Source organism: Streptomyces sp. NPDC127068 (assembly GCF_042724695.1).
Taxonomy (GTDB): Bacteria; Actinomycetota; Actinomycetes; order Streptomycetales; family Streptomycetaceae; genus Streptomyces.
Window position 1 is genome coordinate 1 of the sequence record NZ_JBHXEN010000058.1, and the last position, 17,764, is coordinate 17,764.

19 protein-coding genes are annotated in these 17,764 nt (G+C 72.3%); 3 read left to right on the top strand and 16 right to left on the bottom strand.

What is annotated here, in order from left to right:
- Positions 1–111 precede the first annotated feature (111 nt).
- The 15 genes from ACFWIA_RS29150 to ACFWIA_RS29220 form a co-directional block, all read right to left on the bottom strand.
- Positions 112–891, bottom strand: a complete 780-nt coding sequence (locus ACFWIA_RS29150) for a sirohydrochlorin chelatase (RefSeq protein ID WP_387010186.1) — start codon at positions 889–891, stop codon at positions 112–114.
- Between the two features lie 4 nt (positions 892–895).
- A complete protein-coding gene (locus ACFWIA_RS29155; RefSeq protein WP_387010188.1) occupies positions 896–1,909 on the bottom strand; it encodes an ABC transporter permease in 1,014 nt (337 codons plus the stop codon).
- Complete coding sequence (locus tag ACFWIA_RS29160; RefSeq protein ID WP_385493361.1) at positions 1,896–2,684, bottom strand: ABC transporter ATP-binding protein; 789 nt, start codon at positions 2,682–2,684, stop codon at positions 1,896–1,898. Before ACFWIA_RS29160 ends, ACFWIA_RS29155 begins: the two co-directional genes overlap by 14 nt.
- Positions 2,685–2,713: 29 nt before the next feature.
- Complete coding sequence (locus ACFWIA_RS29165; protein ID WP_387010190.1) at positions 2,714–3,835, bottom strand: aliphatic sulfonate ABC transporter substrate-binding protein; 1,122 nt, start codon at positions 3,833–3,835, stop codon at positions 2,714–2,716.
- Positions 3,836–3,961: 126 nt separating this feature from the next.
- The gene (locus ACFWIA_RS29170) at positions 3,962–4,117 is read right to left on the bottom strand and encodes a hypothetical protein (RefSeq protein WP_387010269.1); all 156 of its coding nucleotides are present in this window, start codon (positions 4,115–4,117) and stop codon (positions 3,962–3,964) included.
- A 2-nt stretch (positions 4,118–4,119) separates the two neighbouring features.
- A complete protein-coding gene (locus tag ACFWIA_RS29175; protein WP_387010192.1) occupies positions 4,120–5,493 on the bottom strand; it encodes a sulfate adenylyltransferase subunit 1 in 1,374 nt (457 codons plus the stop codon).
- Positions 5,494–5,495: 2 nt separating this feature from the next.
- Positions 5,496–6,473 carry a sulfate adenylyltransferase subunit CysD gene (gene cysD / locus ACFWIA_RS29180; protein WP_387010194.1) on the bottom strand — a complete coding sequence of 326 codons (978 nt, stop codon included), beginning with the start codon at positions 6,471–6,473 and terminating at the stop codon, positions 5,496–5,498.
- Positions 6,470–7,096, bottom strand: coding sequence for an adenylyl-sulfate kinase (gene cysC / locus ACFWIA_RS29185; RefSeq protein WP_387010196.1), 627 nt, complete (start codon positions 7,094–7,096; stop codon positions 6,470–6,472). The genes cysD and cysC overlap by 4 nt, the downstream gene beginning before the upstream one ends.
- Positions 7,078–7,833 carry a phosphoadenylyl-sulfate reductase gene (locus ACFWIA_RS29190; protein ID WP_387010198.1) on the bottom strand — a complete coding sequence of 252 codons (756 nt, stop codon included), beginning with the start codon at positions 7,831–7,833 and terminating at the stop codon, positions 7,078–7,080. Before ACFWIA_RS29190 ends, cysC begins: the two co-directional genes overlap by 19 nt.
- On the bottom strand, positions 7,830–8,009 hold the full coding sequence (locus ACFWIA_RS29195) for a hypothetical protein (protein WP_385493355.1): 180 nt from the start codon (positions 8,007–8,009) through the stop codon (positions 7,830–7,832). Before ACFWIA_RS29195 ends, ACFWIA_RS29190 begins: the two co-directional genes overlap by 4 nt.
- The gene (locus ACFWIA_RS29200) at positions 8,006–9,715 is read right to left on the bottom strand and encodes a nitrite/sulfite reductase (protein WP_387010199.1); all 1,710 of its coding nucleotides are present in this window, start codon (positions 9,713–9,715) and stop codon (positions 8,006–8,008) included. The genes ACFWIA_RS29195 and ACFWIA_RS29200 overlap by 4 nt, the downstream gene beginning before the upstream one ends.
- A 210-nt stretch (positions 9,716–9,925) precedes the next feature.
- The gene (locus ACFWIA_RS29205) at positions 9,926–10,009 is read right to left on the bottom strand and encodes a putative leader peptide (RefSeq protein WP_353961789.1); all 84 of its coding nucleotides are present in this window, start codon (positions 10,007–10,009) and stop codon (positions 9,926–9,928) included.
- Positions 10,010–10,124: 115 nt separating this feature from the next.
- Positions 10,125–10,694 (bottom strand): GNAT family N-acetyltransferase, encoded by a 570-nt coding sequence (locus tag ACFWIA_RS29210; protein WP_387010201.1) that lies wholly within the window; start codon positions 10,692–10,694, stop codon positions 10,125–10,127.
- A 59-nt stretch (positions 10,695–10,753) separates the two neighbouring features.
- On the bottom strand, positions 10,754–12,094 hold the full coding sequence (locus ACFWIA_RS29215; protein WP_387010263.1) for a GAF domain-containing protein: 1,341 nt from the start codon (positions 12,092–12,094) through the stop codon (positions 10,754–10,756).
- 242 nt (positions 12,095–12,336) lie between these two features.
- Positions 12,337–13,998 carry an acyl-CoA dehydrogenase family protein gene (locus tag ACFWIA_RS29220; protein ID WP_387010203.1) on the bottom strand — a complete coding sequence of 554 codons (1,662 nt, stop codon included), beginning with the start codon at positions 13,996–13,998 and terminating at the stop codon, positions 12,337–12,339.
- A gap of 17 nt (positions 13,999–14,015) precedes the next feature.
- Here ACFWIA_RS29220 and ACFWIA_RS29225 point away from each other — a divergent pair, with 17 nt between their 5' ends.
- From ACFWIA_RS29225 to ACFWIA_RS29235, 3 genes are all read left to right on the top strand, one after another.
- Positions 14,016–15,491, top strand: a complete 1,476-nt coding sequence (locus ACFWIA_RS29225; protein WP_387010205.1) for a YihY/virulence factor BrkB family protein — start codon at positions 14,016–14,018, stop codon at positions 15,489–15,491.
- Between the two features lie 132 nt (positions 15,492–15,623).
- Positions 15,624–16,589: an AraC family transcriptional regulator gene (locus ACFWIA_RS29230; protein ID WP_387010207.1), complete on the top strand. Its 966-nt coding sequence runs from the start codon at positions 15,624–15,626 to the stop codon at positions 16,587–16,589.
- A 10-nt stretch (positions 16,590–16,599) separates the two neighbouring features.
- Complete coding sequence (locus ACFWIA_RS29235) at positions 16,600–17,277, top strand: helix-turn-helix domain-containing protein (protein ID WP_387010209.1); 678 nt, start codon at positions 16,600–16,602, stop codon at positions 17,275–17,277.
- 61 nt (positions 17,278–17,338) lie between these two features.
- Here the strand turns inward: ACFWIA_RS29235 and ACFWIA_RS29240 are convergent, their stop codons facing one another.
- Positions 17,339–17,731, bottom strand: a complete 393-nt coding sequence (locus ACFWIA_RS29240; RefSeq protein ID WP_387010211.1) for a VOC family protein — start codon at positions 17,729–17,731, stop codon at positions 17,339–17,341.
- Positions 17,732–17,764: the final 33 nt, after the last annotated feature.

Below are 17,764 nucleotides of genomic sequence, written 5' to 3' on the forward strand. Positions count from 1 at the left end.
GGCCGTGCGGTGCGGCGGAGCCGCGGGGGGGGGGGCCGGGCCGCCCCGCCCCCGGGGGGGGGGGGGCGCCCCTCGGCATGGAGCGTCGACCTGACGGGACGGTGCGTACCGTCAGGCCCCGAGTGACACCCGTCCCTCCTCGGCGGCTGTACCGGAGCCGTGCCCGCCCGGGGCGCGCACCGCGGCGTCGTACCGCCGGAGCAGTACCCGGGCCACCTCCGGCGCCGGACCCAGCACCGCGGCGAGCACCTCGGCGCCCGCCTCGGTCGCCCCCCGGGCGATCCGGTCCGGCAGCAGGCCGGGGGCCAGGACGTAGGGGGCCACCGCGATCCGGCGGACCCCCTCCGCCCGTAGCGCCCGCACCGCGTCCTCGGTGCGGGGAAGGGACGCGGAGGCGAACGCGGGCCGCACGGCGCACCAACCGGTGTGCCGCCACTCCCGCGCGATTTCTGCGATCACCGCGATCGCCTCCGGATCTGTGGAGCCCGCCGACGCGAGGACGACCCCGGTCGTGGGCTTGTCGCCGGGCGTGAGCCCGGCCTCGTACAACCGCCTCTCCAGCGCGGCCGTGAGCAGGGGGGACGGCCCCAGCACCGCGGCCTGCCGCACCCGCATCCCCGCCGGCGCCTCCCGCAGGACCGCCGGGATGTCCGCCTTGGCGTGGAACGCCCGGGTCAGCAGGAGCGGTTGCGCGATGACCTCGCTGACCCCCCGGGCGGCCAACGACTCCAGGACCGACGGCACCGAAGGCACGTTGAAGTCCAGGAAGCCGGTCTCCACCCGCAGGCCGGGCCGTAGCGCCCGGACCCGCTCCACCAGGGCGTGGACGGTCGCCGCATGACGCGGATCGCGGCTGCCGTGGGCGATGACGAGGAGGACGGGTTCGGTCATGTGATCAGCTCTTCACCAGCAGACCGCGGCTCCGCAGCACCCACCGCTCCAGCGGACTGAAGATCAGCAGGTCGATCGCGATGCCGACGACGAGGATCATGATGATGGCGAGGAACACCATCGACATGCTGCTCGCGTTGCGGCCGTTCTCCAGCAGCTGGCCCAGACCGACGCCCAACTCGGGCGAGGAGGCGATGATCTCCGCGGCCATGAGCGAACGCCAGGAGAACGCCCAGCCCTGCTTGAGCCCGGCCAGGTAGCCCGGCAGGGCCGCGGGCATGACGATGTGCCAGGTGTGGCGCAGCCCCGTGGCGCCCAGGGTGCGTCCCGCCCGCAGGAACAGCGGGGGCACCTGGTCGACACCGGAGACCAGCCCGTTGGCGATCGAGGGGACCGCCCCGAGCAGGATGACCGCGAACATCATCTGGTCGTTCAGGCCGAGCCAGATCACCGCGGGCGGCACCCAGGCCACCGAAGGCAGCGACTGGAGCCCCGACAGGATCGGCCCGATCGCCGCCCGGACGAACTTCACCCGGGCGACCAGCAACCCGAGCGGGGTGCCGATCGCGAGGGCGAACAGGAAGCCCAGCAGACCCCGGGAGACGCTGGTCCAGATGTATTCGAGCAGGACCCCCCGCTCCCAGGCGGTGACGACCTCGTCCCAGACCTCGGACGGGGCGGGGAGCTTGTAGCTGTCGGTGACTTCGGCCCACACCAGGACCTGCCACACCACCAGCACCAGCGCCACCGCGATCACCGGCGGCAGCACCTTGCGCAGCAGGGTCTCGCGGAGCGGGGTGCGGCTGGTCTGGACGGAGTCCAGCGCGTCGAGTCCCGCCTCCACGCCCGCGAGGTCGTGCAGGTCCGGGGCCTTCTCGGCGCGGCCCCCGGCGGCCGGTGCGGACGCCTTGCCCTCCTTGGTGACCGAGGCGGCGGTGGACCGTCCGCCGGGTGCGGACGCGCCGTCCTTCCCGGTGCCCGTACCGTCCTGGTCGGCCGTCGTGTCAGTGCTGGCCATGGCGGCGGATCTCCCCACGCAGTTTTTCAGTGATCTCGACGGACAGTTCGGCGACGGCACTGTCCTCGATGCGGCGCGGCTGCGGGATGTCGACCTGCCAGGTGTGCGCCACCCGACCCGGTCGGGAGGACAGCAGCACCACCCGCTCGGCCAACCGCACCGCCTCGCGGACGTTGTGCGTGACGAACAGCACCGACACCTTCGTCTCGCGCCAGATCCGGGTCAGCTCGTCGTGCAGCACGTCCCGGGTGATCGCGTCGAGCGCGGCGAACGGCTCGTCCATCAACAGCAGTTGACTGTCCTGTGCCAGCGCGCGGGCCATCGCGACCCGCTGCCGCATGCCACCGGACAGCTCGTGCACGCGCTTGCCGTAGGAGCCCTTCAGCCGGACCAGCTCCAGCAGCTCCTCCGCCCGGTCGCGGCGGTTGGTCTTTGCCACGCCCCGCAGTTTCAGGGCGAGTTCGATGTTCTTGCCCGCGGTGAGCCACGGGAACAGGGCGTGCTCCTGGAACATCAGGGCGGGCCGCCCCTCGGTGCTGATCGTGCCGCCGGTGGGCTTGTCCAGCCCGGCGACCAGGTTCAGCAGGGTGGACTTGCCGCATCCCGAGGCCCCCAGGAGGGTGACGAACTCGCCCGGCGCGACATCGAGGGTGATGTCGTCCAGGACGAGCTGTGGCCCGGCGGGACCGGCGAAGGACTTGGAAACATGCTCGATCCGCGCCGCGGGAGCGGTCGTCTGGGTACCGTCGGCGGCCTTGGCGAACGTCGTGGCCATGGTCGTCACCTCCTGGGGTCGGGAATCCGCTACTTGACGCCGAGTCCGGCGTCGTCGACCTCGGGCTGGCCCTCGGCCGACAGGACCTTGTTCAGCGTCGTGAGGTCGTAGATCCCCTGGAGGTTCGGCTTCTCCAGCAGACCGGCCTTCACCGCGTACTCCGCCCCGGTCTTCAGCGTCGACGCCAGCGGGTCGTTGGTGAACTCGATCGACGGCCAGGCATTGTCGAGGACGTCCGTCGGCAGCGGCTTGCCCGACAGGGCCTCCAGCTTGTCGTTGGCGGCCTTCTTGGCCTCATCGGGGTTCGCCTTGATCCACGCGTTGGTCTTGACGGTGCCGCGCAGCACGGCCTCCACCACGTCCGGGTGCTTGTCGAGGAACTTCTGCGACACGATGACGTGCGTGATCACGAACTTCTTGTCCGGCCACAGGTCCGCCTCGTTGAGGATGACCTTGCCGCCGAGGGCCACCAGCCTGGACGCGGTGGGCTCCGGCACCCAGGCGCCGTCTATGGAACCCGCCTTGTAGGCGTCCGGCGTGATCTTGTTGTCGGTGCGGACGACGTTCACGTCGCCCTTGCCGCTCTGGGCGTCGACCTTCCAGCCCCGCTCGGCGGCCCAGTTGAGGAGCGCCACGTCCTGGGTGTTGCCGAACTGGGGCGTCGCGATCTTCTTGCCCTTGACGTCGTCCAGCTTCTTGATCTTGTCGGGGTTGACGACGAGCTTCACGCCGCCGGACGCCGATCCGCCGATGATCCGCAGGTTGGAGCCCTTGGACTTCACGTAGCCGTTGATCGCCGGGTTGGGGCCGATCCAACCGATGTCGATCGAACCGGAGTTCAACGCCTCGATCTCCGAGGGACCCGCGTTGAACTGGGCGTACGAGGCTCTGGTGCCGCCCAGTTCTTTCTGGAACAGACCGCGGTGGTCACCGATGAGCGCGGTGGCGTGGGTGAGGTTCGGGAAGTAGCCGATCTTGACGGTGTCGGCGGACAGCTTCTTCGCGTTGGCGGCCGGGGCGGCCTTGTCGTCCTTGTCGTCGTCCGACTTGGACCCGTAGCCGCAGGCGGTCGCGGAGACCGCGAGGAGCGGGAGCGCGACGGCGGCGGCCAGACCGCGTCGCAGGCTGGTGGAACGAAGCGTGGCAGGCACGGGAGGTGGTCCTCTCGTTGGCCCGGCGTTCACGTACTCAGGTCGTGGCCGGGAAGTCGGCAGGCTTACGTAATGCTCGGTACAGCAGGTGGGGGGTGAGGGCGCGCAAGCGGTGCGCGTACGTCTTCACACACATCGCCCGACACCTCCCTGCCCACTGCCGAGCGCGCCGCTGCCGACGCGGCCACCCTCCTTGGCGAACGTCGAGAAGACATCAGCGCCGACGCCGACGCCGGTTGCCCGTTCGTCCATCAGGCCGGTCACCTCCCCCTGTGTGCTCATGCCTAGAAGTCCCACCCGTCCTCGGTGCCGTCCTCGTGGCCACCGTCCCCTGCGGCGCCGCCCCCGGCGCGGTTCGTGGCGAACGACTCGCCCGCCATGGCGGCGGCCAGGGTGGTGCCGTCCGCCGGGTCGATCAGCAGGAACGAACCGGTGCGCCGGGACTCCGCGTACGCGTCCACCGCCAGCGGCTCGGCGGTGCGGACCTTCACCCGGCCGATGTCGTTGGCGACCAGCTGCCCCGGCTCGCGGTGCTGGGAGAGGTCGTCCAGGGTGAGCCGGGACGGTATCTCCTTGACGATCGCCTTGACGGTGCGGGTGGTGTGCTTCAGCAGCACCCGCTGGCCCACGACCAACGGCGTGTCGGCCACGTGGCACACCGTCGCCTCGATGTCCTGCGTGGTGGCCGGCGCGTCGAGGGTCGGCACGATCAGGTCGCCGCGCGAGACGTCGACGTCGTCGGCCAGCAGCAGCGTCACGGACTGCGGGGTCCACGCCACGTCGACCTGCCGGCCGAGCAGGTCGATCCCGGCGATCGTCGTGGTGCGGCCCGAGGGCAGCACGGACACCTGCTCGCCCACCCGGAACGTCCCGGCGGCGATCTGCCCCGCGTAGCCGCGGTAGTCGGGCAGTTCGGCGGTCTGCGGCCGGATCACGTACTGCACCGGCAACCGGGCGTGGCACTCCGCGAGGTCATGGCTGACCGGCACGGTCTCCAGGTGCTCCAGCACGGTCGGGCCGCCGTACCAGTCCATGTTCGCCGACGGGTCCACGACGTTGTCCCCGGTGAGGGCCGAGATCGGGATGGCCGTCACCTCCGGGACGCCCAACTCGGTGGCGTAGGCGGTGAACTCCTCGGCGATGTCCGCGAACACCGGCTCCGCGAACTCCACCAGGTCCATCTTGTTCACCGCGAGCACCACGTGCGGGACCCGCAGCAGGGCGGCGATGGCCGCATGCCGACGGGTCTGCTCGACCACGCCGTTGCGGGCGTCCACCAGGATCACCGTCAGTTCGGCGGTGGACGCACCGGTGACCATGTTCCGGGTGTACTGCACATGGCCCGGCGTGTCGGCCAGGATGAACCGGCGGCGCGGGGTCGCGAAGTAGCGGTACGCCACGTCGATGGTGATGCCCTGCTCCCGCTCGGCGCGCAGTCCGTCGGTGAGCAGCGCCAGGTCCGGGGTCGTCTGACCGCGGTTGCGGGAGGCGTGTTCGACGGCCTCCAGCTGGTCGACGAGCACCGACTTGGAGTCGTGCAGGAGCCGTCCCACCAGGGTGGACTTGCCGTCGTCCACCGAACCGGCGGTCGCGAAGCGCAGCAGGGTGGTCGCCGAGAGGCCGGCGAGTTCCCCGGCCGTCGCAGTGCTGTTGGTCATGGCTAGAAGTACCCCTCGCGCTTGCGGTCTTCCATCGCGGCCTCGGACAACTTGTCGTCGGCGCGGGTGGCGCCCCGCTCGGTGAGCCGGGACGCGGCGATCTCCGCGATGACGGCGTCCAGGGTGGTGGCGTCCGAGTCGACGGCTCCGGTGCAGGACATGTCCCCGACGGTGCGGTAGCGCACCAGCCGCTTCTCGATCGGCTCGCCGTCCTTGGCGCCGCCCCAGTCACCGGCGGTCAGCCACATGCCCGAGCGCAGGAACACGTCGCGTTCGTGCGCGAAGTAGATCTCCGGCAGCTCGATGGACTCCCGGGCGATGTACTGCCACACGTCCAGCTCGGTCCAGTTGGACAGCGGGAACACCCGGACGTGCTCACCGGGTGCGTGCCGGCCGTTGTAGAGCTGCCACAGTTCGGGCCGCTGGCGGCGGGGGTCCCACTGGGAGAACTCGTCGCGCAGCGAGAACACCCGCTCCTTGGCCCGCGCCTTCTCCTCGTCGCGGCGCCCGCCGCCGAACACGGCGTCGAACCGCTGCTGCTGGATCGCCTCGGTGAGCGGGACGGTCTGGAGGGGGTTGCGGGTGCCGTCGGGCCGTTCCCGCAGTGCGCCGCGGTCGATGTACTCCTGCACGGAGGCGACGAGCAGCCGCAGCCCGTGGCGGGCCACCGTCCGGTCGCGGTAGTCGAGGACCTCGGGGAAGTTGTGCCCGGTGTCGACGTGCAGCAGCGTGAACGGCACCGGCGCCGGCGCGAACGCCTTCAGCGCCAGGTGCAGCATGACGATGGAGTCCTTGCCGCCGGAGAACAGGATCACCGGCCGCTCGAACTCGCCCGCCACCTCGCGGAAGATGTGGACGGCCTCGGACTCCAGCGCGTCGAGGTGCGAGAGCGTGTACGGGCTCTCCTGGCCGGCCGGTCCGCGTCCCGTGCGGACGTCGTCGCCGTGGCCGTCGCGGGCCGTGGCCGCGGTCGCCGTCATAGGAGGCCCCTCTCGGTGAGCAGTGCGTGCAGCGCGGTCGCGGACTCCTGGACGGTCTGGTCCTGGGACTCGATCCGCAGGTCCGGCGCCTCGGGCTGCTCGTACGGGTCATCGACCCCGGTGAGGCCGGATATCTCGCCCGCCGCCTGCTTGGCGTACAGGCCCTTCACGTCCCGCACCGCGCACACGTCCACGGGCGTGGCGACGTGCACCTCGACGTAGGGGGTGCCGGCCTTGTCGTGCCGTTCCCGCACTGCCGTACGGCTGTCGGCGTAGGGCGCGATCACCGGAACGAGGACGAGGACGCCGTTGCGGGCGAGGAGTTCGGCGACGAAGCCGATGCGCTGCACGTTGGTGTGCCGGTCCGCACGGTCGAAGCCGAGACCCGCGGAGAGGAACTCGCGGATCTCGTCGCCGTCGAGGACCTCGACCCGGTGGCCGTCGGCGCGCAGCCGTCCGGCCAGCTCGTACGCGATGGTCGTCTTGCCCGCGCTGGGCAGACCCGTGAGCCAGATGGTGGCTCCGCTCACGTGTTTCTCCTCGGCATGCTCGGTCTCCTGGTGTGGGGGACGGGGGGCGGCGGTGCCCCCCGGACGGGCGGCGGTCATCCGTGCAGACCGCACTCGGTCTTGCCCCGGCCGGCCCAGCGTCCGGCGCGGGCGTCCTCGCCTTCGAGGACCTGCCGGGTGCACGGTGCGCAGCCCACGGAGGCGTAGCCGTCCATGAGCAGGGGGTTGGTCAGCACACCGTACTCGGCGACGTAACGGTCCACGTCGTCCTGCGTCCAGCGGGCGATGGGGGAGACCTTCACCTTGCGGCGCTTGGCGTCCCAGCCGACGACCGGGGTGCCGGCCCGGGTGGGCGACTCGTCGCGGCGCAGGCCCGTCGCCCACGCCTCGTAGCCGGTGAGGCTGTCCTGGAGGGGCTGGACCTTGCGCAGGGCGCAGCACAGGTCGGGGTCGCGGTCGTGGAGCCGGGGCCCGTACTCGGCGTCCTGCTCCGCCACGGTCTGACGCGGGGTCAGGGTGATGACGTTGACGTCCATCACGGCCTCCACGGCGTCCCGGGTGCCGATGGTCTCCGGGAAGTGGTAGCCGGTGTCCAGGAAGACCACGTCCACGCCGGGCAGGGCGCGGGACGCCAGGTGGGCCACGACGGCGTCCTCCATGGAGGAGGTGACGCAGAAGCGGGGGCCGAAGGTGGTGGCGGCCCAGGTGACGACGGCGAGCGCGGAGGCGTCCTCCAGCTCGCGTCCGGCCCGCTCGGCGAGGGCCTTCAGTTCGGCGGCGCGTTCGTCGGTGGTGTCGGCCGGGCGGCGGCCGTCCGTGTCGTGCGGTGCGGTGGTTCCCGTGACGGTCATATCGAGTCCCCTCCGGTGTCCTGTCGGCGGAGCCCACGGGCGAGCAGCCCGAGGAACTTCAGCTGAAAGGCTCGGTTGCACGCCGCGCATTCCCAGGCGCCGTGGCCCTGTTCGTTCGGGCGGAGGTCCTCGTCGCCGCAGTAGGGGCAGTGGAAGGGGGCGGCGCGCTCGCTCATGACAGCGCCTCTTCCGAGGCACGGGTGACCCAGGTGGCGAAGCGCTCGCCGTCCTCGCGTTCGGTCTCGAAACGACGGACGACCCGCTCCACGTAGTCGGGGAGCTCGTGCGAAGTCACCTTCAGACCGCGCACCTTGCGGCCGAAACCGGCCTCCAGACCGAGCGCGCCGCCGAGGTGCACCTGGTAGCCCTCGACCTGGTTGCCGTCGTCGTCCAGCACCAGCTGGCCCTTGAGACCGATGTCCGCCACCTGGATGCGGGCGCAGGCGTTGGGGCAGCCGTTGATGTTGATGGTGATCGGCTCTTCGAACTCCGGGAGCCTGCGCTCCAGTTCGTCGATGAGCGTGGCGGCGCGCGCCTTGGTCTCGACGATCGCGAGCTTGCAGTACTCGATGCCGGTGCAGGCCATGGTGCCGCGCCGGAACGGGGAGGGCGTGACGCGCAGGTCCAGCGCCTCCAGGGCGGTCACCGCGGAGTCGACCCGGTCCTCGGTGATGTCGAGGACCAGCATCTTCTGTTCGGCGGTGGTCCGCAGCCGTCCGCTGCCGTGGTCCTCGGCGATCTGCGCGACCTTGGTGAGGATGGTGCCGTCGACCCGGCCGACGCGGGGGGCGAACCCGATGTAGTAGCGGCCGTCCTTCTGGCGGTGCACGCCCACGTGGTCGCGCCAGCGCTGCACGGGCTGCTCGGGCGCCGGGCCGTCGTTCAGCTTGCGCAGCAGGTACTCGTCCTCCAGGACCTGGCGGAACTTCTCCGGTCCCCAGTCGGCCACCAGGAACTTCAGCCGGGCGCGGTTGCGCAGCCGACGGAATCCGTAGTCGCGGAAGATGCCGATGACGCCCTCGTAGACGTCCGGCACGTCCTCCAGGGACACCCACGTGCCCAGGCGGACGCCGAGCTTGGGGTTGGTGGACAGGCCGCCGCCCACCCAGACGTCGAAGCCGGGGCCGAGTTCGGGGTGGCGCACGCCGACGAAGGCGATGTCGTTGATCTCGTGCGCCACGTCGAGCAACGGGGAGCCGGAGACGGCGGACTTGAACTTCCGCGGCAGGTTGGAGAAGTCCCGGTTGCCCACGATCCGGCGGTAGATCTCGTCGATGGCCGGGGTGCCGTCGATGATCTCGTCCTCGGCGATGCCGGCGACCGGGGAGCCGAGGATCACCCGGGGGGTGTCGCCGCACGCCTCGGTGCTGGACAGGCCGACGGCCTCCAACCGGCGCCAGATCTCGGGCACGTCCTCGATGCGGATCCAGTGGTACTGGATATTCTGCCGGTCCGTGATGTCGGCGGTGCCGCGCGCGAACTCCTGCGAGATCTCGGCTATCACCCGCAGCTGTTCGGTGGTGAGACGTCCGCCATCGATGCGGACGCGCATCATGAAGTACTTGTCGTCCAGCTCCTCCGGCTCCAGGATCGCGGTCTTGCCGCCGTCGATCCCGGGCTTGCGCTGGGTGTACAGACCCCACCAACGCATCCGGCCGCGCAGGTCGTTCGGGTCGATGGAGTCGAAACCCTGCCGAGAGTAGATCGTCTCAATACGTGTCCGTACGTTGAGACCGTCGTCGTCCTTCTTGAACTGCTCGTTGCCGTTCAGGGGGGTGAAGTGGCCCTTGGCCCACTGGCCTTCGCCACGGTGACGGGTCACCCTACGGCGGGCCGCGGTTGCGGCGGGCTTCTGCGGCGGCGTCGAGGCCGAGGAGACCATGGGAATACGTCCTTCGGACAGGCAGGAAAGCGGCTCTTACCTGCGCATACGGGAACAGCGCGGAGGGTGCGGGACATCCGCGCGCGGCACTGCGCAGTGATGGGTGGCGACGACGCGGATCCCGGCACCACGCGAGGGCGTGAAGGTGCAGGACGGGGCGGAAGGCGCTGAGGAGGTCGGGGAGTGGGGGGACGGCGGTGCTGAGGGCGGTCAGCGCGCCGGACAGATGGCGCTGGACACGCGGCCGAGGTCGACGTGACGTCGACTCACCAAGGGGATTCCAGCTGAAGGCATGGCGGAAGCGTGGCACGGCGGTGTCGGACCGGTCTAGCGTTATCCGCTATGTGGACACCCTTGTCCCGTATCGTGGGACAAGGGTGGTCTTGGTCACATGATCCGCCGGCCCGTCTCAGACGGGTCCGGCACCCGGCCAGGGCCCCGGGGTCGACACCTCGGGCTCCGGGGCCGTCTTGGTGTCGAACAGGCGGAAACCGCGGCGCAGGTAGTTGTCCATCGCGTGCGCACCGTCCTCGCTGCACGTGTGCAGCCAGACGCGGCTGGTGGGAGCCAGATCCGGCCAGCGGCTGGCCAGGTCCCAGGCCCGCGCCGTACCGAGGCTGAGCAGGTGCCCGCCGATCCGGCGGCCCCGGAACGCCGGGATCAGGCCGAAGTACACGATCTCCACCGAACCGTTCTCCTGGGCCTCCAGCTCCACGTAACCCGCCGGGGTGCCCCGGTCGTACGCGACCCACGTCTCGGTCCCCGGACGCTCCAGCCGCTCCCGCCAATCGGCGTACGTCAGCGGTAGCCGGTCCGTCCAGCGGATGTCCCCGCCCACCGCCGTGTAGAGGAAGCGGCTGAACTCCGGCGAGGGTACCTCGGCCCGGGCGATCCGGATGTCGCCCTCCGGCTCCTTGGCCGGGATCAGATCGGCCGGGGAGGTCTGTTCGAGGGACCAGGTGGTCACGGTGATGCTCATGGGCCCAGGGTACGAAAGCGTCCCGGGCCCGCCCGCCCCGCCCGTCGGTCCCTCCTCCCTCAAGGGCGGGCCGGAACCTCCCGGGTGGTCGAGCGGACCTCCGGGTCCGCAGTGGCCGAGCGGATCTCCGGGGCCGGGCCGGCCGAGCGGATCTCCGGGGCCGCCGAGTGGGGGAGGAGGTCGTGGGGTCGCGCGGGCAGGTCCAGCTCCACCGTCACGTCCTCCCGGAACCGGTAGGGACGGTGGCACAGCAGCCCGCCCAGATACCTCCGCACCCGCGAGACCTCGGCCCGCACCGTCACCGTCCGACTCGGATCACCGAACATCGCCCCCGCCAACTCGGACGCGCTGCGCCCCGCCCGGTGCACCGCCAACAGGTACAGCAACTCGGCGTGCCTGGGGGTGAGTTCGTGCGTCCAGCTCCCCGAGCCGCCGGTCACGGTCACGTGCCACCGCCGCGCCTCGGACACGTCCAGCAGGACCCGGGTGGCCGGGGCCTCCCCGGTCTGTGCCACCCGCAGCAGCCAGCCGCCGGGCAGCGCCTCCACCAGACAGTCGCCGAGCGAGGGCAGCCACGTCCGGCCCTGCGCCAGCCCCCGCGGCAGCGCCACCCGGTCCATCGGCGGCATCCCGGTCACCCCGGCCGTCCAGCCGTCCCCGTCCACGGCGAGCGCCCGCCCCCCGAGCCGCGCCAGCACCGGAGCCGCCACCGACCGCAGCCGTTCCAGCCCCGTCAGGTGCCGCTCCCGCAGCCGCGCCTCGGCCAGTTTCGCGACCGACGACACCAGCGCCAGGGTGGCCGGGTGCTGGGTCTCGTGCGGTCCGCTCACGTCGATGGTGCCGAGCAGCCGCCCGTCCCGGGGGTCGGTGATCGGCGCGCCGGCACATGTCCACGGGTGCTGGGCCCGCAGGAAGTGTTCGGCCGCGTGCACCCGCACCGGCCGCCTGATCACCAACGGGGTGCCCACCCCGTTGGTGCCGACCGCGGCCTCGCTCCAGTCCGCCCCCGGCTCGCACCCCAACAGGTCCGCCTTGCGCAGCACCGCGGGATGGCCCTCCCGCCAGAGCACCCGACCGGCCGCATCGCTGACGATCATGATCGACTGCGAGGCGTCGGTCACCGGCTCCACCGCTTCCCGCAGCAGCGGCAGCAGCTCGTGCAAGGGCGAGCGCTGGCGCAGTTCGGCCAACCGCTCCAGGCTCAGCAACGTGCCCCGGTGGTCCCGGTCCGGATCGATGCCGCCGCGCACCGCCCGGACCCAGGACTCGCCTATCACCGGCCGGGGCGCGGCTCCCGTGCGGTCCCCCGCCAGGTTCGCCGCGTGGACCTCCCGCAGCAGCCGCGACGCCCGCTCCGCGTCCATGGCGGCGAGTTTCGCCACCTCGATGGCCGATGGCATCACCACAAGCCTCCCCCTTCACGCACCGCCCGCGCGTACTCCCGGTGGGAGCGGGCCCGTCCCGCCCCCATGGTGCCCCGGAAGTGCGCAGTTCGGTGCGGGGGTGCAACCCCCTGCAACTCTGGCGGAGGTGCGAGGGGTGCTCAAAGCTGAGCCCGGCGCCGTTCGTTCGGCGCGCGCTCCGCACCACGGGGCCGGGCGGGGGTGGCGCCGTGTCGGCGCGGTACCACCCCCGCCGCACCTCACCCGGTCCGTACCGGCCGGGCCCGGTCGACCACCGACGCCAGGTCCAGGGTGTGCGCCAGGGTGCCGAAGGCGCCGCCCCCGTCGCGGGCCAGGCGCGAGGAACAGAAGGCGTCCGCCACCGCCGGCGGTGCGAACCGGACCAGCAAGGAGCCCTGGAGCACCAGCGCCATCCGCTCCACCACCCGCCGCGCCCTGGCCTCCAGGCCCTCCAGGTCCGCCAGCTCGGTGAGCAGGTCCCTGATCGCGCGGTCGAGCCGGTCGTCGGCGCCCCGGGCCCGTCCCACCTCCACCAGGAACGCGTGCAGCGCCTCCGGTTCGCGCTGGAGCGCCCGGAGCACGTCGAGGGCCTGCACGTTGCCCGACCCCTCCCAGATCGAGTTCAGCGGCGCCTCCCGCAACAGCCTCGGCATCCCGGACTCCTCGACGTACCCGTTGCCGCCGAGGCACTCCAGGGCCTCGGCCACCAGGGGGGTGCAGCGCTTGGTGACCCAGTACTTGGCGACCGGCACCGCGAGCCGCAGCAGGGCGCGCTCACCGGCCGCCGCGGGGTCGGTCCCGTCCTCGGCGGTGTCGTACGCCGCCGCGAGCCGCAGCGCCAGGGTGGTCGCGGCCTCCGACTCGACGGCCAGGTCGGCGAGGACGTTGCGCATCAGCGGCTTGTCCACCAGGGGCCCGCCGAACGCCTCCCGGTACGTCGTGTGGTGCACCGCCTGGGCCACCGCCTGCCGCATCAGTGCCGCGGACCCGAGGACGCAGTCGAGCCGGGTCGCCGTGACCATCTCGATGATGGTGCGCACCCCGCGCCCCTCGGCCCCGACCCGGCGCGCCCAGGTGCCGTCGAACTCGACCTCGGCGGAGGCGTTCGACCGGTTGCCCAGCTTGTCCTTGAGGCGCTGGATCGCGAACGCGTTGCGGGTGCCGTCCCCGAGGACGCGCGGAACCAGGAAGCAGGTGAGCCCTTCCGCGGCCCGGGCCAGTACCAGGAAGCCGTCGGACATCGGGGCCGAGCAGAACCACTTGTGCCCGGTGAGGGCGTACTCGCCGTCGCCCGCGAGCGCGGTGGCGACCGTCGCGTTGGCGCGGACGTCGCTGCCCCCCTGCTTCTCGGTCATGCCCATGCCGAACAGGGCGCCGGCCTTGCGTGCCGCCGGCCGCAGCCCCGCGTCGTAGGTGCGCGAGGTCAGCCGGGGCACCCACTCGGCCGCCAGGGCCGGCTCGGCGCGCAGCGCGGGCACTGCCGCATGGGTCATCGACAGCGGACAGCCGTTCCCCGCCTCCGCCTGCGACCACACCAGGAACCCGGCCGCCCGCCGGACGTGCCCGCCCGGCGTCGTCCACGCCGCGGTCAGCCCGGCCCCGACCGCCTTGCCGAGCAGGCGGTGCCACGCCGGATGGAACGCCACCTCGTCGATCCGGTGGCCGTAACGGTCGTGGGTGCGCAACACGGGCGGGTTCTCGTTCGCCAGCGCCCCCCACTCCTGGACCTGGGCCGAGCCCGCGGCCCGCCCCAACAGCGACAGTTCCGCGTCCGCCGCGTCCCTGAGGGCCGGGTCCAGATGGCGGCCGACCGCCTCGGAAAGGGCCAGGTCACCAGCAAACACGTCATACCCCGTCAAGGGCGGAGGCTGGTTGGTCACGGTGTGAGTGCGTGCTGCCATGCCGATACGGTAAGGAGGTGCACGAGGCAAAAGAAACACCTGATCGGCCAGCCGGCCGCCTTCACCGGGCCAAAGCCCTGTATCGGGATGTCTCCAAACGCAGGACCGCCTGGCTCCTGCTCAAGGACACCGTCAACTCGTGCATCGAGTACCGCATCCTCGGCCTCGCCGCCGAGGCCGCGTTCTTCACGCTGCTGTCCGTGCCGCCCCTGCTGCTGAGCCTCATCGGACTGCTCGGGTACGTCGACTCCTGGACCGGTGCCTCCACCATCGCCAGCGTCGAGTCCAATCTGCTGGAGGCGTCCCGCACCGTCCTGTCGGACAAGGGCGTGAACGAGATCGCCCGGCCGATCCTCGACGACGTGATGGAGGGCGGCAGACCCGACATCATCTCCATCGGCTTCCTGTTCGCCCTGTGGTCCGGCTCCCGGGCGGTGAACGTCTTCATCGACACCATCACCGTCATGTACGGGCTCGACGGCGCCCGCGGCATCGTGAAGACGCGGCTGCTCGCCTTCCTGCTGTTCATCGTCGCCCTGTTGATCGGCTCGGTGGCGCTCCCGCTGATCGTCGCGGGGCCGGACGCGGTGGTGAAGGTGGTGCCCTGGTCGACCACCGTCGTCCAAGTGCTCTACTGGCCGGTCGTGATCGTGCTCTCCGTGGCCTTCCTGACCACGCTGTACCACGTCTCCGTACCGGTGCGCTCGCCCTGGGTGGAGGACGTGCCCGGGGCGCTGATCGCCCTCGGGATGTGGGTGCTCGGCAGCTTCCTGCTCCGCATCTACCTGACCAACACCGTCGAGGGCCCCACCATCTACGGCTCGCTGGCGGCCCCCGTCGCGGTGCTGTTGTGGATCGGCGTCTCGGCGTTCGCCGTGCTGGTCGGCGCCGCGGTGAACGCCGCGATCGACCGCGTCTGGCCCTCCGTCGCCACCGCGGCGGCCCGCGCCGCCCAGGAGCGGGCGAAGCAGGCACAGATCGCCGAGTACGTGGCCCGCGCCGCCGCCTGGCGCCGCCACGGCGGCGAACAGTACTCCGTCTTCCCCGACTTCCCCGAGCCCTCCGGGTACTCCGACGACGCGGACTACGCCGACTACTCCGACCAGGCGGACCAGGCCGACGACCCGGAGATGCCGTCCGAGTTCCCCGAGCGGTGGTCGAAGTTCCTGCCCCCGGAGGACCTCGGCTCCCGGCTGCGCACCCCCCTGTGGCGCCCCTCCGACGGCCCACCGGCGGACGCCTCCGGCACCGGGACCGCAGGCGGCGACGGCGAGGCCCGCGAGACGGGCCGCGACGGTGGCGGCCCCGCCGGGCCCCAGGCCGCCCTGCGCACCCCGCCCGCGCACCACCCGGGAACCCCCCACGGCGAGGTCGCCGGGGGCGTCCACCACGGCGCGGTCCTCCCCGGTCGGCACCGACAGGACCCGGGCGCCGCAGGAGACGTCTGGTCCCGCGCGGCCGAGGGACCCGGGCGGGAACGCCACCGCGACTGACGGGACCACCGGGTCCCCCGGGCCACCGTCGGGTTCGTCATCGGGGCGTTCCGTCCGGAAGGTCCCGATCCCACGCGCCCGCCGGTCGGTCCTCAGCAGGGCTCCGGCCGCCACTGCCCTAACCTGACCGGCATGGACGCGCTCGCCGGACTACTGGAAGGCCCACGGGCCCGTGGCGCCTTCCTCATCCGCGCCTGCTTCGACCCGCCCTGGTCGGTCAGGGTCGAGGACGAGGCCCCCCTCTCCCTGATGGTCGTGGTCACCGGGGAGGCATGGATCGTCCCCACCAGCGGGACCCCGCTCCGCATCGGGCCCGGGGACATCGCACTGGCCCGCGGCCCCGAGCACTACACCTGCGCCGACGCCCCCGACACCGTCCCCCTGGTCCGCTGTCTGCCCGGCGGCATCTGCGCGACGCCCGACGGCGAGCCCCTGCACGGCGTGATGGACCTCGGGCTACGGACCTGGGGGGACCGCACGGACGCCGCCGTCGCGCTGCTCATCGGGACGTACCACCTGCGCGGCGAGATCAGCGGACGACTCCTCGACGCGCTGCCGCCGCTGCTCACCCTCACGGCCGGGGACTGGGACCGCGGACTGCTGACGCTGCTCGCCGCGGAGATGGCCCGCGACGAGCCCGGCCAGGAAGTCGTGCTCGACCGACTGCTCGACCTCATCGTCATCCAAGCGCTGCGGGCCTGGTTCTCCCGACCGGAGGCCGAGGCCCCCGCCTGGTACGCGGCCCTGGGCGACCCGGTCGTGGGGCCGGCCCTCCGACTCCTCCAGGACGAACCCGCCCATCCGTGGACCGTCGCCGGACTCGCCGCGAAGACCGGGGTGTCCCGGGCGGCCCTCGCCCGCCGCTTCACCGCGCTCGTCGGGGAACCCCCGATGGCGTACCTCACCGGATGGCGCCTCGCCCACTGCGCGGACCTCCTGCGCGACACCGACCTCACCATCGGCGCGATCGCCCGACAGGTCGGGTACGGCAGCGCGTTCGCCCTGTCCAGCGCCTTCAAACGGGTCTACGGGGTCAGCCCCCAGGAATACCGCGAGCACCGCCCGCGACCTGCGCCCACACCTGTCCCCACGCCGTAACCTGGGCCGTATGGGGTACGTGGAAAGGGCTTCCCGGGTGCCCGGGGCGGTCGTGTGGAGTGCGGAGCCGGAGCCCGGCGGGGGCGGCACGGTCCTGCCCGACGGGTGCATGGACCTGCTCTGGAGCGCGGGCCGGCTGCTCGTCGCGGGACCGGACACCCGGGCCCACCGGCCGGACGGCTCCGCCCCGTACACCGGAGTGCGGTTCGCGCCCGGGACCGCGGCACCGGCCCTGGGCGTACCCGCCCACGTCCTGCGCGACCGGCGGGTGGACCTCGCGGAACTGTGGCCCGCCCGGGAGGTCGGTGCCCTCGCGGCACGGATCGCGGCGGCGACCGACCCCGCCGTGGCCCTGGAGGACCTGGCCGCCGAACGATGGGCGGCGCGCCGCACCGACCCGCTGGTGGGGCCGATCGTCTCCGGGCTCCGCGCCGGACGGAGCGTCGGCGCGGTGGCCGACGAGGTGGGGCTCGGCGCGCGGGGCCTGCACCGCAGGTCCCTGGAGGCGTTCGGCTACGGGCCCAAGACCCTGGCCCGGGTGCTGCGCTTCCAACGCGCCCTGGCCCTGGTCCGCTCGGGCACGCGGCACGCCGACGCGGCCCTGCGCACGGGGTACGCCGACCAGGCGCACCTGGCTCGCGAGACCCGCGCCCTGGCGGGCACCACCCTCGGTCGCCTGGCCCCCTGACCGGAGCCCGCGGCTCAGGGCGTCCGCTCAGGGCATCCGCGGCGCTCAGGGCGTCCGCGGCTCAGGACAGGGGAGCGAAGAGGTCCACCCCGTTGCCGTCCGGGTCCGCCACCAGGGCGTACCGCTGACCCCAGGGAGCGTCCCACGGCGGGCGCACCCCCTTGTGCCCCTCGGCGACCAGCGCCGCGTACAGGTCGTCGACGCCCTGCGGACCCCCGTCGCAGCGGAAGGCGAGCCCCACCCGCCCCTCCGGCACGCCGTGCCAGTCGGGCAGGAAACTACGGATGACCTCCTCGGAGTCGAGGGCGAACCGCAGGCCCCCGGACAGTTCGGCCTCCGCGTGCGGTTGGGACTCGGCTCCTGCCGGGAAGTCGAGGCCGATACGGCGGTAGAAGGCGACGGACGCGGCCATGTCGGAGACGACCACGCTCACCAGATCGAATCGTGCGTTCATGGCTGGAGCGTAGGCACACCGCGCCGCCCCGGT

Excerpts from the sequence above, each read along its gene's own strand:
- ACFWIA_RS29200 (WP_387010199.1), bottom strand. The coding sequence starts at position 9,715 with ATGGTCTCCTCGGCCTCGACGCCGCCGCAGAAGCCCGCCGCAACCGCG.
- ACFWIA_RS29235 (WP_387010209.1), top strand. The coding sequence starts at position 16,600 with ATGGGGTACGTGGAAAGGGCTTCCCGGGTGCCCGGGGCGGTCGTGTGG.
- ACFWIA_RS29195 (WP_385493355.1), bottom strand. The coding sequence starts at position 8,009 with ATGAGCGAGCGCGCCGCCCCCTTCCACTGCCCCTACTGCGGCGACGAG.
- ACFWIA_RS29150 (WP_387010186.1), bottom strand. The coding sequence starts at position 891 with ATGACCGAACCCGTCCTCCTCGTCATCGCCCACGGCAGCCGCGATCCG.
- ACFWIA_RS29205 (WP_353961789.1), bottom strand. The coding sequence starts at position 10,009 with ATGCCTTCAGCTGGAATCCCCTTGGTGAGTCGACGTCACGTCGACCTC.
- ACFWIA_RS29155 (WP_387010188.1), bottom strand. The coding sequence starts at position 1,909 with ATGGCCAGCACTGACACGACGGCCGACCAGGACGGTACGGGCACCGGG.
- ACFWIA_RS29215 (WP_387010263.1), bottom strand. The coding sequence starts at position 12,094 with ATGCCATCGGCCATCGAGGTGGCGAAACTCGCCGCCATGGACGCGGAG.
- ACFWIA_RS29175 (WP_387010192.1), bottom strand. The coding sequence starts at position 5,493 with ATGACCAACAGCACTGCGACGGCCGGGGAACTCGCCGGCCTCTCGGCG.
- ACFWIA_RS29170 (WP_387010269.1), bottom strand. The coding sequence starts at position 4,117 with ATGAGCACACAGGGGGAGGTGACCGGCCTGATGGACGAACGGGCAACC.
- ACFWIA_RS29210 (WP_387010201.1), bottom strand. The coding sequence starts at position 10,694 with ATGAGCATCACCGTGACCACCTGGTCCCTCGAACAGACCTCCCCGGCC.
- ACFWIA_RS29230 (WP_387010207.1), top strand. The coding sequence starts at position 15,624 with ATGGACGCGCTCGCCGGACTACTGGAAGGCCCACGGGCCCGTGGCGCC.
- ACFWIA_RS29220 (WP_387010203.1), bottom strand. The coding sequence starts at position 13,998 with ATGGCAGCACGCACTCACACCGTGACCAACCAGCCTCCGCCCTTGACG.
- ACFWIA_RS29160 (WP_385493361.1), bottom strand. The coding sequence starts at position 2,684 with ATGGCCACGACGTTCGCCAAGGCCGCCGACGGTACCCAGACGACCGCT.
- cysD (WP_387010194.1), bottom strand. The coding sequence starts at position 6,473 with ATGACGGCGACCGCGGCCACGGCCCGCGACGGCCACGGCGACGACGTC.
- ACFWIA_RS29240 (WP_387010211.1), bottom strand. The coding sequence starts at position 17,731 with ATGAACGCACGATTCGATCTGGTGAGCGTGGTCGTCTCCGACATGGCC.
- ACFWIA_RS29190 (WP_387010198.1), bottom strand. The coding sequence starts at position 7,833 with ATGACCGTCACGGGAACCACCGCACCGCACGACACGGACGGCCGCCGC.